The sequence below is a fragment of the Acidovorax sp. A79 genome (genome assembly GCF_041154505.1).
Lineage (GTDB): Bacteria > Pseudomonadota > Gammaproteobacteria > Burkholderiales > Burkholderiaceae_C > Acidovorax.
The window spans coordinates 1,123,865-1,136,201 of the sequence record NZ_AP028672.1 but is presented as its reverse complement, the minus strand read 5'-3'; the positions used below and the strand labels follow the sequence as shown (position 1 = coordinate 1,136,201).

At 69.3% G+C, this 12,337-nt stretch carries 9 protein-coding genes; 6 read left to right on the top strand and 3 right to left on the bottom strand.

Going from position 1 to position 12,337, the window contains the following annotated elements; all coding sequences use genetic code 11:
- Positions 1–6: 6 nt before the first annotated feature.
- Positions 7–969 carry a LysR family transcriptional regulator gene (locus ACAM51_RS05105; protein WP_218295431.1) on the bottom strand — a complete coding sequence of 321 codons (963 nt, stop codon included), beginning with the start codon at positions 967–969 and terminating at the stop codon, positions 7–9.
- A gap of 82 nt (positions 970–1,051) precedes the next feature.
- Here ACAM51_RS05105 and ACAM51_RS05100 point away from each other — a divergent pair, with 82 nt between their 5' ends.
- Positions 1,052–1,975, top strand: a complete 924-nt coding sequence (locus ACAM51_RS05100; RefSeq protein WP_218340211.1) for a carbon-nitrogen hydrolase family protein — start codon at positions 1,052–1,054, stop codon at positions 1,973–1,975.
- Positions 1,976–2,024: 49 nt separating this feature from the next.
- Entirely contained in the window at positions 2,025–3,224 is a 1,200-nt protein-coding gene (locus tag ACAM51_RS05095; protein WP_369642907.1) for a PLP-dependent aspartate aminotransferase family protein, read from the top strand.
- Between the two features lie 12 nt (positions 3,225–3,236).
- Here the strand turns inward: ACAM51_RS05095 and ACAM51_RS05090 are convergent, their stop codons facing one another.
- Complete coding sequence (locus tag ACAM51_RS05090) at positions 3,237–3,572, bottom strand: VF530 family DNA-binding protein (RefSeq protein ID WP_369642906.1); 336 nt, start codon at positions 3,570–3,572, stop codon at positions 3,237–3,239.
- A gap of 31 nt (positions 3,573–3,603) precedes the next feature.
- A complete protein-coding gene (locus ACAM51_RS05085) occupies positions 3,604–4,521 on the bottom strand; it encodes a LysR family transcriptional regulator (RefSeq protein ID WP_218295427.1) in 918 nt (305 codons plus the stop codon).
- Positions 4,522–4,707: 186 nt separating this feature from the next.
- Here ACAM51_RS05085 and ACAM51_RS05080 point away from each other — a divergent pair, with 186 nt between their 5' ends.
- From ACAM51_RS05080 to ACAM51_RS05065, 4 genes are all read left to right on the top strand, one after another.
- Positions 4,708–5,610, top strand: a complete 903-nt coding sequence (locus tag ACAM51_RS05080) for an alpha/beta hydrolase (RefSeq protein WP_218295426.1) — start codon at positions 4,708–4,710, stop codon at positions 5,608–5,610.
- A 447-nt stretch (positions 5,611–6,057) separates the two neighbouring features.
- The gene (locus ACAM51_RS05075; protein WP_218295425.1) at positions 6,058–7,314 is read left to right on the top strand and encodes an efflux RND transporter periplasmic adaptor subunit; all 1,257 of its coding nucleotides are present in this window, start codon (positions 6,058–6,060) and stop codon (positions 7,312–7,314) included.
- 28 nt (positions 7,315–7,342) lie between these two features.
- On the top strand, positions 7,343–10,576 hold the full coding sequence (locus ACAM51_RS05070; RefSeq protein ID WP_218340213.1) for an efflux RND transporter permease subunit: 3,234 nt from the start codon (positions 7,343–7,345) through the stop codon (positions 10,574–10,576).
- A 91-nt stretch (positions 10,577–10,667) separates the two neighbouring features.
- Entirely contained in the window at positions 10,668–12,164 is a 1,497-nt protein-coding gene (locus ACAM51_RS05065) for an efflux transporter outer membrane subunit (protein WP_369642905.1), read from the top strand.
- The last annotated feature ends 173 nt before the right edge of the window (positions 12,165–12,337 follow it).

Here is a 12,337-nt window from a genome sequence, read left to right as displayed (position 1 = left end):
GGGGGCTCAGGCCCCCGTGGCAGCAGATCCCTGGGGCCACTGCTGCGCCACGATGGTGCGGACATGCGCCACCGCCGAATCGCGGAGCGCATCGGTGCGCCAGCCGAGCTCGATGGCATAGCGCGGCATGGCGATCGGGCAGGGCAGAACCTGCAGGCCGGTCATCCGCGCGATTGCCTGGGCCGCATGCGCGGGCAGCGTGGCGACCGCGCGGGTTCCCGCCAGCAGGTAGGGCAGGGCGGCGAAATGCGTGGTGGATGCAATCACACGGCGCTTGTGGCCCGTGGCGGCCAGCACCTCGTCCACCACGCCGATGAAGCCGCCCGACGAGATGAGCACATGCTCGCGGTGCACGTAGTCCTCCACGCTCAGGCCGGGCGGGGCTGCGCCGCCGCGCCGCTTGCCCGCCCTGGCGACGGGGCCCGGCGCCACTGCGTCGATGAGGCAGGCGTACCCCCCTTCGCCCAGCGCCTGGTGGCTGAGCCAGCGTGTGGCGAACCCGCCGGCCGTGATCGCCAGGTCGATCTCGCGCGCCATGAGCATCTCGGCCACGATCTGGCTGTGCGTCTGCCGAAAGGCCAGGCGCAGGCCGGGCGCGTGCTGCGCCACGGCCCTCACCAGCGCCTGGCCCATCGCGATCTCGAAATCATCCGACATGCCGATCACCACGGACCGCCCCTGATAGCGGGCCTGGGGCGTGGAGCCCAGGGCGAGGCTCTCCCTGCATTTGTTCAGCGCTTCGCTGATCACGGGCTTGAGCTCCTGCGCGCGCAGCGTGGGCGCCAGGCCACGGCCGGTGCGGGTGAACAGCGGGTCGCCATATACATGGCGCAGCCGTGCCAGCGCCGCGCTCACGGCCGACTGGGTCACGCCCAGCCGCAGCGCCGCGCGCGTGGCCCCACCTTCCTCGTGCAAGGCCTCGAAGACGCGCAGGACGTTGAGATCAAATCCGATATCAATATCATTCATATCACTAAGCAACGGTGGCGGATTGATTCATCTTAGGGCTTTGGCAACACTGGGGGACCTCTTTCTCCCAAGGACTTCCACCATGCCCCTCACGACCGTTGCCGCCCTGCAGATCGGCTCTTCCCCCGCGGGTACCGCGCAGACGCTGGCCGATGTGCTCGCCCACGAGGCCGATATCCAGGCATCGGGCGCGCGGCTGGTGGTCATGCCCGAGGCCCTGCTGGGCGGCTACCCCAAGGGCGAGATCTTTGGCACGCGCCTGGGCTATCGCCTGCCGGAAGGGCGTGAGGCCTTCGCCCGGTACCACGCCAGCGCCATCGACGTGCCAGGGCCCGAGACGCAGGCACTGGCTGGCCTGTCGGCACGCACCGGCGCCACGCTCGTGCTCGGCGTGATCGAGCGCGCGGGCAGCACGCTGTACTGCACTGCCCTGTACTTCGACCCGGTGGAGGGGCTGGTGGCCAGGCACCGCAAGCTGATGCCCACCGGCACCGAGCGGCTGATATGGGGCATGGGAGATGGCTCCACCCTGCCGGTCGTCGAATCGGCCGCGGGCCGCGTGGGCGGCGTGATCTGCTGGGAGAACCACATGCCGCTGCTGCGCACCGCCATGTACGCGCAGGGTGTGCAGATCTGGTGCGCGCCCACGGTGGACGAACGCGACATCTGGCAGTGCTCCATGCGCCACATCGCGCACGAGGGGCGCTGCTTCGTGATCAGCGCCTGCCAGGTGCAGCCGTCGCCGCGCGAGCTGGGGGTGGAGGCGCCGGGGTGGGAGCCGGACCGGCCGCTCATCCGCGGCAACAGCGTGATCGTCGGGCCGCTGGGCGACGTGCTGGCGGGTCCGCTGCAGGGCCGGACAGGCTTGCTCACCGCGCAGATCGATGTGGAGGAGCTGGTGCGCGCGCGCTATGACTTCGATGTGGTCGGCCACTATGCACGGCCGGATATCTTCAATCTGCAGGTCGACCGCCGCGCCAGGCACACCGTGGCGTTCACCGACTGAGCGCGCGGCCAAGGCCCGCAGTGAGAGTGCCAGGAAAGCCGCATACGCCATGACCACACAGATTCCCCCCACCCCCGATCCATCACACGCCTGGGGTTTCCGCACCCTGGCGGTCCATGCGGGCCAGGCACCCGATCCCGGCACGGGGGCCATCGCCACGCCCATCGTCGCAACCTCGGCCTTTGCCTATGACGATTTTGATGCGGGCGTGAGCCGCTTCAATGGCGATGCGCCTGGCTACGTCTACAGCCGATTCGCCAACCCGACCGTCGCCGCCTTCGAGCGCAAGATGGCCCTGCTGGAAGGTGCCCCCGCCGCCGTCGGGTTCGCCAGCGGCATGGCGGCCATCAGCGCGAGCCTGATCGGCCTGCTCTCGGCGGGCGATACCGTCGCCTGCGTCGGCACGCTCTATGGCGGCACCGATGGCGTGATGCGCACGCTGCTGCCGCGCCTGGGCATCGGCGTGCGGCATTTCGCCACCGTGGAGGGTTTGCAGGAGGGCCTCCCCACGGGCACGCGCATCGTCTACGTGGAGACGCCCAGCAACCCGACGCTGGAAGTGATCGACCTGGAGCAGGTGGCGCAGGTGGCCCGGCGGGCGGGCGCGATCAGCATCGCCGACAACACCTTCGCCACGCCTTACCTCACCCGGCCCCGGGCGCTGGGCATCGATGTGGTGGTGCATTCGGCGACTAAGTTCATCAGTGGCCACGGCGACGCCACCGGCGGAGCGGCCGTCGGCTCCGTGGAGCTGATGAATGCGATTCGTTCGGCGGGCATGGGCCAGCTGGGCGGGTGCCTCAGCCCGCACGAGGCGGCGATGCTGCTGCGCGGGCTCAAGACGCTGCCGCTGCGCCTGCAGGCCGCCTGCGCATCGGCGCATGCGCTGGCCCACGGCCTTAACCGCCATCCCGCGGTGGAGCGCGTGTATTACCCCGGCCTGGGCGACCATCCCGGGCACGCGGTGGCGGCGCGCCAGATGCGCCACTTCGGCAGCATTCTGGCGTTCGACCTGCGGGGCGGGCGCGAGGCCGCGCGGCACTTCCTCGACCGCTTGTGCATCGTGACCCAGGCCGTGTCCGTGGGCGATGCCGATTCGCTGGCCTGCCACCCCGCATCCACCACCCACCGCGGCATGCCCGAGGCCGTGCGGCGCGCCAACGGGGTGTCGGATGCGCTGGTGCGCATGAGCATCGGCATCGAGGATGTGCAGGACCTCCAGGCCGACGTGGTGCAGGCGCTGGGCTGACGCCGGCGGCTGCTACTCCTGGGCGTTGCGCTTTTGGTCGCGCAGCATGAAGAGGTACAGGCTTTCGACCTTCTCGCGCGCCCACGGCGTCTTGCGCAGGAACTTCAGGCTGGAGCCCACGCTGGGGTCGCTCTGGAAACAGCGGATGGGGATTTGCCGGCCGAGTTCATCCCAGCCAAAGTAGTCGGCCAGCCCGACCACCATGGCTTCCAGGGTCACGCCGTGCAGGGGGTTGCGCGGCTGCCTGGCGGGGGCTTGGGGTGTGGACGCCGGCGCGCCGGCGGGTGCTGCTGTGGGCGCGGGGGCTTCCTGGGTCGCGAGGTCTGGGCGGGGCTCGGTGGCGTTCATGGACCCAAGCATAAGGCCGCGGGCGGCGGGGTCAAGCAACCCGCTGGAGTCCGGTTTCACGCTGGCACAGCTCTGCCGCCCAGTCCACGAAGGCCCGCACCTTCGCGCTCAGGTGCCGGTTGGGGGGGTACACCACATACACGGGCAGCAGCGGCTGGGTCCACTCCGGCAGCAGCCGCACCAGCGTACCGTCTTGCAGATGCCGCTCGGCCTGGTAGCTCGTGATCTGGCCGATCCCGAGGCCCGCCACGATGGAGGTCACGTAGGCATTGCTCTCGTTGACGCTCAGCTGGTAGGGGCCCGTGATGTCGATGGACTCGTCGCCCTTGCGGAACTCCAGCGGGTAGTGCCGGCCGGTCTGGGGGGAAAAGTAGATCACGCTGGCGTGCTTTTCCTCGATCTCCAGCGGGTGGGCGGGCGAGCCCTTGCGCGACACGTAGTCGGGCGAGGCCACCGTGATGAATTCCAGGTTGCCGATGCGCCGGGCCACCAGCGACTGGTCGCTGAGCTCGCCCCCGCGGATCACGCAGTCCACGTTGTCGCCGATCAGGTCCACGATGCGGTCGCTCACCCCCAGGTCCAGCTGGATGTCGGGGTAGCGGGCATGGAACTCCGCCAGGTGCGGGATGATGAGCAATTGCGCCATGGACGTTCCGACGTCGATGCGCAGGCGCCCGCGTGGATTCGCGCGCGCGTTGGTCATGCTGGCCTCGATGTCGTCCAGATCGGTCAGCAGGCGCACCGTGCGGTCGTAGTAGGCGGCGCCGTCCGGCGTCACCGTCACACGCCGGGTGGTGCGGTTGAGCAGCTTCACGCGCAGGCGCTCCTCCAGCGCCTGCACATGCTTGGTCACGGTGGCTTTGGGCAGCGAGAGCGAATCCGCCGCCCGGGTAAACGTGCCGGCCTCCACCACCCGCACGAATATGCGCATGGCCTGTATCTGGTCCATGGCTTCTCCTTGAATCTGGAACTACAGCACCCACCAGTGGGTGCTGAGGAATTCTCACACGCGCGCCACCCCGTGATTGTTGAGCTTTTGGAAACAGTGCGGTGGTGTTTGGCCTGTTTATCCCGAAGGCACAAGCTACTACATTTGACCCATCGTTCACCTACCTTCACCCACTGGGTACATGCCATGCAGCCCGACCAACCGTCTTCGCCATTCTCCACACCGCAGCCTGCCGCAGCGCCCGCCAAGGCAGCCCTCGCGCCTGGGGCCGCTTCCAAGGCGGTGGTGTCCGTGTGCTCCGACGCCACCATCGAGGTGACCAAGGGGCAGGACGTGGCGGTGCGCATGTACGGCCGCAAGAAGGCCGGACAGGCCTCGCCCGTGGTGGTGCATTTTCATGGCGGGGCCTTCGTGTCGGGGGATCTCGACAACGGCTGCACCGTGGCGTCCCTGCTGGAGGGTGTGGGGGCCGTGGTGGTTTCCGTGGCCTACCCGCTCACTCCGTTTCCGCAGCCCGTGGACACGGGCTATGACGTGCTCAAGTGGGTGCACCGCAACCGGGTCAAGCTCGGCGGGCAGGGCGCGCTGGTCTATCTGGCCGGGGAAGAGGCGGGCGGCAACCTGGCTGCCGCCGTGGGCCTGATGGCGCGGGACCAGTCGCACCCGCCGCTGGCCGGGCAGATTCTCCTGTCCCCCATGCTCGACCCCTGTGTGGGCACGGCCTCGTTGCGCGAAGCCACGGGCAACGCCACGGGCTGCAAGTGGACGGAAGGCTGGCGCAATTTCCTGCGCTGCCCCCGCGATGCCGAGCACCCCTATGCCGTGCCGGCGTCCGCGCACCGGCTCTCGGGCCTGCCGCCCACGCTCGTGCTGGTGGGGGACACCGACCCCATGCACGACGAGGCACTGGCCTACGCCGCGCGGCTGGAGGCTGCGGGCCTGCAGGTCACGCGCCATGTGTTCTCCAAGACCGCCCAGTGGCCCGATGCGCTGCTGCAGACCGGCCAGCACGAATGTCCGTGCGCCGCGGGCGCCCAGGACCAGTTCCGGATGTTCTTTGAGGCCACCCGATGTCCGGTGCCCTCCTGAAGACCCTGGCCGCAGAAAGTCATTGACCTCAACTTAAGTTGAGGTTCGATACTTCGGCCTCTCAACAATCCATTTGCATTCTTTGCACTGATTTTCCGGCCTGGCGTGCCGGAGGGAGAGGCTTTGCCCGCGCATGCCTCCCCCCTGTGCCCGACGCCACTGATTTGAACGACACGGAGGAAAGAAAACACCATGAGCACACCCATCCTTTTGCCCGCCGGCTGCGGCGGCTGTCACACCACCCAGCGCCAAAGCGTCTGTTGACGTGCAAGCGCCCATGGGCCCGCGCGCTGCGTTCCGGGCTTGACCTTCTCACCGTGTCATTGCCCAGATTCGCACCTGCGCCGCCGCACTGACACCTGCCTGCACCAGTGCACTGACACCTGCTGCGGCAGAAAACCTTCCATGGCGTGCCCGCGAAGGCCGCCCTTATGACCGAAAGTGACCATGAACTCCAATCCTCTCTCCCACAAGAGCCGCCCGCTGGGCCTGGCCACCCTGGCCACCGCCGTGACGGCCGCCGTAGCCGCCGCCATCCTTGTTTTCCAGGCGCCCGTGGCGCAGGCCGATGGCACCCCTGCGGCGCCACCGGCCATGCCCGTGTCGGTGGCTGCCGTGCTGCAAAAGGACATCGCCCTGTGGGACGAGTTCTCCGGCCGGCTCGAAGCCGTGCAGCGTGTGGACGTGCGGCCGCGCGTCTCGGGTGCCGTGCAGGCCGTGCACTTCCGTGAAGGCTCGCTGGTGAAGCAGGGTGATCTGCTCGTGACCGTGGACCCGGCACCCTACGCCGCCGAGGTGGACCGCGCTGAGGCGCAGGTGGTGGCCGCGCAGGCCCGCGTGTCGTACACCCGCAGCGAAATGGAGCGGGCCACGCGCCTGCTCGAAGAGCGCGCCATTGCCCAGCGCGAGCACGACGAACGCCTGAACGCGCAGCGCGAGGCCGATGCCAACCTGCGCGCCGCCCAGGCCGCGCTGCAGACCGCCAGGCTGAACCTCGGCTACACCCAGGTGCGCGCCCCGGTGGCGGGCCGTGTGGGCCGCATCGAAGTCACCGTGGGCAACCTGGTGGCCGCCGGTGCGGGCGCCCCCGTGCTGACCACGCTGGTGTCCGTGAGCCCCATCTACGCGAGCTTCGATACCGACGAGCAGATCGTGGTGAAGGCCCTGGCGGACCTGCAAAGCGGCCAGCGCGGCCACAGCGCGCGCCAGCTCATCGAGCGCATTCCCGTGCAGATGGGCACCGGCACCACGGGCGGCACGCCGCATGCCGGCCGCCTGCAGCTCATCGACAACCAGGTCGATGCCAAGAGCGGCACGGTGCGTGTGCGCGCGGTGTTCGACAACGAAGACGGCGCCTTGATGCCCGGCCAGTTCGCGCGCATCCGCATGGGCCAGGCCCGCAACACGCAGGCACTGCTCATCAACGAGCGTGCCGTGGGCACCGACCAGAACAAGAAGTTCGTGATGGTGGTGGGCGAGGGCAACAAGGCCGAGTACCGCGAGGTCACCCTGGGCGCGCCGATTGACGGCCTGCGCGTGGTCACCTCGGGCCTCAAGGCGGGCGAGAACATCGTCGTCAACGGCCTGCAGCGCGTGCGCCCCGGTGCCGTGGTGGCACCCCAGCCCGTGCCCATGACCGCGAAGGCCGAGATTGCGGGTGATCGCAAGGAAGCCAAGAACAACAGCAAGTCGCCCGCCGCCTGAGCGGGAGCGACGCAAGGAATTTGCATCCATGAATCTATCCCGCTTCTTCATCGACCGCCCCATCTTTGCGGGGGTGCTGTCGGTGCTCATCTTCCTCGGAGGGCTCATCGCATTGCGCGGTCTGCCCATCTCCGAATACCCTGAAGTCGCGCCGCCCTCCGTGGTGGTGCGCGCACAGTACCCCGGCGCCAACCCCAAGGTGATCGCCGAGACCGTGGCCACGCCGCTGGAGGAGTCCATCAACGGCGTGGAAGGCATGCTCTACATGGGCAGCCAGGCCACCACCGACGGCGTGATGACGCTCACGGTGACGTTCCAGCTGGGCACCGACCCCGACAAGGCACAGCAGCTGGTGCAAAACCGCGTCTCGCAGGCCGAGCCGCGCCTGCCCGAGGAAGTGCGCCGCCTGGGCGTCACCACCGTGAAGAGCGCGCCGGACCTGACCATGGTGGTCCACCTGGTCTCGCCCAACAACCGCTATGACATCGACTACTTGCGCAACTACGCGGTGCTCAATGTGAAGGACCGGCTCGCCCGCATTGGCGGCGTGGGCCAGGTGCAGATCTTCGGCGGCGGCGACTACTCCATGCGTGTGTGGCTCGACCCGCAGAAGGTCGCGCAGCGCGGCCTCTCGGCCAGCGACGTGGTGACCGCCATCCGCGGCCAGAACGTGCAGGCCGCCGCCGGCGTGGTGGGCGCATCGCCCGGCCTGCCGGGCGTGGACCTGCAACTGTCCATCAACGCGCAGGGCCGCCTGCAGACCGAGGAAGAGTTCGGCGACATCATCGTCAAGACCGGTGCCGACGGCGCGGTGACGCGCCTGCGCGACATTGCCCGCCTGGAGCTGGGCGCGGCCGACTACTCGCTGCGTTCGCTGCTCAACAACGACCCGGCCGTGGGCATGGGCGTGTTCCAGGCGCCGGGCTCCAACGCGCTCGACATCTCGGCCAACGTGCGCAAGACCATGGACGAGATCCAGAAGAACATGCCCGAAGGCGTGGAGTACCGCATTGCCTACGACCCCACGCAGTTCGTGCGTGCCTCGATCAAGTCCGTGATCCACACGCTGCTCGAAGCCATCGCCCTCGTGGTGCTGGTGGTGATCCTGTTCCTGCAGACCTGGCGCGCCTCCATCATCCCGCTGCTGGCCGTGCCGGTGTCGGTGGTGGGCACGTTCGCGGTGCTGCACCTGCTGGGATTCTCGATCAATGCGCTGTCGCTCTTCGGCCTGGTGCTGGCCATTGGCATCGTGGTGGACGACGCCATCGTGGTGGTGGAGAACGTGGAGCGCAACATCGAGGCGGGCCTGACCCCGCGCGAGGCCACCTACCGCGCCATGCGTGAAGTGTCCGGCCCCATCATCGCCATCGCGCTGGTGCTGGTGGCGGTGTTCGTGCCGCTGGCCTTCATCAGCGGGCTCACGGGCCAGTTCTACCGCCAGTTCGCGGTCACGATCGCGATCTCCACGGTGATCTCGGCGATCAACTCGCTGACCCTGTCGCCCGCACTCAGTGCATTGCTGCTCAAGGGCCACAACGAGCCCAAGGATGCGCTCACGCGCGGCATGGACAAGGTGTTCGGTGGCCTGTTCCGGGGCTTCAACCGCCTGTTCCATCGCGGCTCCGAGGCCTACAGCGGCGGCGTCAAGCGCGTCATTGGCCGCAAGGCACTGATGTTCGTGATCTACCTGGCCCTGGTCGGTGCCACGGTGGGGCTGTTCAAGATCGTGCCCGGCGGCTTCGTGCCCGCGCAGGACAAGCAGTACCTGATCGGCTTTGCCCAGCTGCCCGACGGCGCCACGCTGGACCGCACCGAGAACGTGATCCGCCGCATGGGCGAGATCATGAAGGAGAACCCGAACGTCGAAGACGCGATCGCCTTCCCGGGTCTGTCGATCAACGGCTTCACCAACAGCTCGAACTCGGGCATCGTGTTCGCCACGCTCAAGCCCTTTGCCGAGCGCACCCGCGCCGACCAGAGCGGCGGCGCCGTGGCAGGGCAGCTGAACCAGGCGTTCGGCGGCATCCAGGATGCGTTCATCGCCATGTTCCCGCCGCCCCCGGTGGCGGGGCTGGGCACCACGGGTGGCTTCAAGCTGCAGATCGAAGACCGCGCCTCGCTGGGCTACGAAGCCATGGATGGCGCCGTGAAGGCCTTCATGGCCAAGGCCTACCAGACGCCCGAGCTGGCCGGCCTGTTCACCAGCTGGCAGGTCAACGTGCCGCAGCTGTACGCCAACATCGACCGCACCAAGGCGCGCCAGCTGGGCGTGCCCGTGACGGACGTGTTCGACACGCTGCAGATCTACCTGGGCAGCCTGTACGCCAACGACTTCAACCAGTTCGGACGCACCTACAGCGTGCGCGTGCAGGCCGATGCGGCCTACCGCGCGCGGGCCGAGGACGTGGGCCTTCTCAAGGTGCGCTCCGCCACCGGCGAGATGGTGCCGCTGTCGGCGCTGATGAAGATGGAGCCCAGCTTCGGCCCCGAGCGTGCCATGCGCTACAACGGTTATCTGGCGGCGGACATCAATGGCGGCCCCGCGCCCGGTTACTCGTCGGGCCAGGCCCAGGCGGCCATCGAGCGCATCGCCAAGGAGACGCTGCCCCAGGGCATCACGTTCGAGTGGACCGAGCTGACTTACCAGGAAATCCTGGCCGGCAACTCCGCCGTGCTGGTGTTCCCGCTGGCCATCCTGCTGGTGTTCCTGGTGCTGGCCGCGCAGTACGAAAGCCTGACGCTGCCCATTGCCATCATCCTGATCGTGCCCATGGGCCTGCTGGCGGCGATGACGGGCGTGTGGCTCAGCAAGGGCGACAACAACGTGTTCACGCAGATCGGGCTCATCGTGCTGGTGGGGCTGTCGGCCAAGAACGCGATCCTGATCGTGGAGTTCGCGCGCGAGCTGGAGTTTGCGGGCCGCACACCGGTGCAGGCCGCCATCGAGGCCAGCCGCCTGCGGCTGCGCCCCATCCTGATGACCTCGCTGGCCTTCGTGATGGGGGTGCTGCCCCTGGTGCTGTCCACCGGTGCGGGCGCCGAGATGCGCAGCGCCATGGGCGTGGCGGTGTTCGCCGGGATGATCGGGGTGACGGCCTTCGGCCTGTTCCTCACGCCCGTGTTCTACGTGCTGCTGCGCAAGCTGGCAGGCAACCGTCCGCTGGTGGAGCATGGCGCGCATGTGGCGCCCATCTCGCACACCCCGGGCAGCGGCGGCATCGCCCACCCCGTGCTGGCCGCGCCCCGCAAGGAGCACGAATGATGCACACGACCACAACGACCTTTGTGGTCCTGGACGCTCGCGCCACGCTGCAGGATGCAGCGGGTGTATTCGATGGGGCCGGAGACCAAGCATGACCGATTCGTTATTGAAGAACTCCCCTGACGTCGCCCCGGCGGTGCGCAAGCGCAGTCTGCTGGCGCCCCTGGCCGCCGCCCTGGTGCTGGCCGGCTGCATGACGCAGCCCGTGGCCCCCGCGCCGCATGCGGGCGTGCCCGTGCCCACCCGCTTCACCGCCGGCGGCGACACGCTGCCCACGGCACCCTGGACGGTCGCCGCCCCCGCCGAGGCGCAGCCGCGCGGCGAATGGTGGCTGGGCTTTCAAGACCCGGTGCTGGCCGACCTGGTGCAGCGTGCGGGCACGGCCAATACCAGCATCCAGCAGGCCGCCGCGCGGCTGGCCGAGGCGCGCTCGCTGCTGCGCTCTGCCGACGCCGCCCGCTCGGTGCAGGTGGGCGCCTCGGCCGGCGTGGCGCGCCAGGCAGGCGCTGCCACCACCGGCAGCGCGGCACCCGCCACACTGGGCACGGCGGGGCTCAACGCCTCCTACGAGCTGGACCTGTTCGGCCGCCTCTCGCAAACCAGCGACGCCGCGCGCCTGGACGCCGACACGCGCGAAGCCCTGCTGCAAAGCACGCGCCTCATGGTGCAGGCCGATGTGGCGCAAACCTATCTGCAACTGCGCGCCGTGCAGGCCGAGCAGGTGCTGGTGCAGGAGAGCCTGGCCGCCTACGAAGGCACGCTGCGCCTCACGCAGCGTCGCCTGCAGGCGGGCGACGTGGCTGAACTGGACGTGGCCCGCGTGCAGACCGAAGTGGCCGCCACGGAGTCCGACGCCCTGGCCCTGCAGCGCCAGCAGGCCCTGCTGACCAACGCCCTGGCCGTGCTGGCGGGCGAGGTGGCCAGCGGCTTTGTGCTGGCCCCCGCCACGGGCGACGCGGCGCTGCCGGTGATCCCGCCCGGCGTGCCCGGCACCGTGCTGGCCCGCCGCCCCGATGTGTCGGCCGCCCAGACCGCCGTGCTGGCCGCGCAGGCCCGCGTGGGCGTGGCGCAGAAGGCGTGGTTCCCGGCCGTCACGCTCACGGGCAACGCGGGGCATGCATCGCCGGAGCTGGGTGATTTGTTCAAGTGGTCCGCCCGCGCCTGGGGTGTGGGTGCGCTGCTGTCGCTGCCGATCTTTGACGGCGGCCAGCGCGATGCGCAGATCGAGGGGGCGAAGGCCCGGCTCGAAGCCGCGCTGGCCGACCACCGGGGCCAGGTGCTCAATGCCTTCCGCGACGTGGAGGACCAGTTGACTTCGCTGCGCCTGTTGTCCGGCCAGGCCGAGGCCCAGGCGCGAGCGGTGACCGCCGCGCGCCGTGCGACGCAACTGTCGGACGCGCGGTACCGCAACGGCCTGGTGAGCCAGCTCGAACTGCTGGACGCCCGCCGCAGCGAGTTGCGCAACCGCCGCCAGGCATTGCAGGTGCGCACGGCGCAATACGTGGCCACGGTGGGCCTCATCCGGGCACTGGGGGGTGGCTGGGGTGGGGAGGCACCCGCCCAGGTCGCCGCCGCGTCCGCGCAGTAGGTGCAAGCGGGGGGCGGCGGCGCGCCCTGCGCGTGGCCGCCGCAAGGGTGGCCCACGGCCGCCAATAGCCAGCTCCGCGGGGCGGGGTTGCACGGCCTTGTCTGCGGGGCGGAGCGCGGGCGCCTATAGTGTCCGGTTTTCCGTCTGGTCCGGCCCGCGCCGGGCCCGAGGTT

What these genes read in the sequence shown, in the direction of transcription:
- ACAM51_RS05105 (WP_218295431.1), bottom strand. Translation starts at nt 969, where the DNA reads ATGAATGATATTGATATCGGATTTGATCTCAACGTCCTGCGCGTCTTC.
- ACAM51_RS05100 (WP_218340211.1), top strand. Translation starts at nt 1,052, where the DNA reads ATGCCCCTCACGACCGTTGCCGCCCTGCAGATCGGCTCTTCCCCCGCG.
- ACAM51_RS05095 (WP_369642907.1), top strand. Translation starts at nt 2,025, where the DNA reads ATGACCACACAGATTCCCCCCACCCCCGATCCATCACACGCCTGGGGT.
- ACAM51_RS05090 (WP_369642906.1), bottom strand. Translation starts at nt 3,572, where the DNA reads ATGAACGCCACCGAGCCCCGCCCAGACCTCGCGACCCAGGAAGCCCCC.
- ACAM51_RS05085 (WP_218295427.1), bottom strand. Translation starts at nt 4,521, where the DNA reads ATGGACCAGATACAGGCCATGCGCATATTCGTGCGGGTGGTGGAGGCC.
- ACAM51_RS05080 (WP_218295426.1), top strand. Translation starts at nt 4,708, where the DNA reads ATGCAGCCCGACCAACCGTCTTCGCCATTCTCCACACCGCAGCCTGCC.
- ACAM51_RS05075 (WP_218295425.1), top strand. Translation starts at nt 6,058, where the DNA reads ATGAACTCCAATCCTCTCTCCCACAAGAGCCGCCCGCTGGGCCTGGCC.
- ACAM51_RS05070 (WP_218340213.1), top strand. Translation starts at nt 7,343, where the DNA reads ATGAATCTATCCCGCTTCTTCATCGACCGCCCCATCTTTGCGGGGGTG.
- ACAM51_RS05065 (WP_369642905.1), top strand. Translation starts at nt 10,668, where the DNA reads ATGACCGATTCGTTATTGAAGAACTCCCCTGACGTCGCCCCGGCGGTG.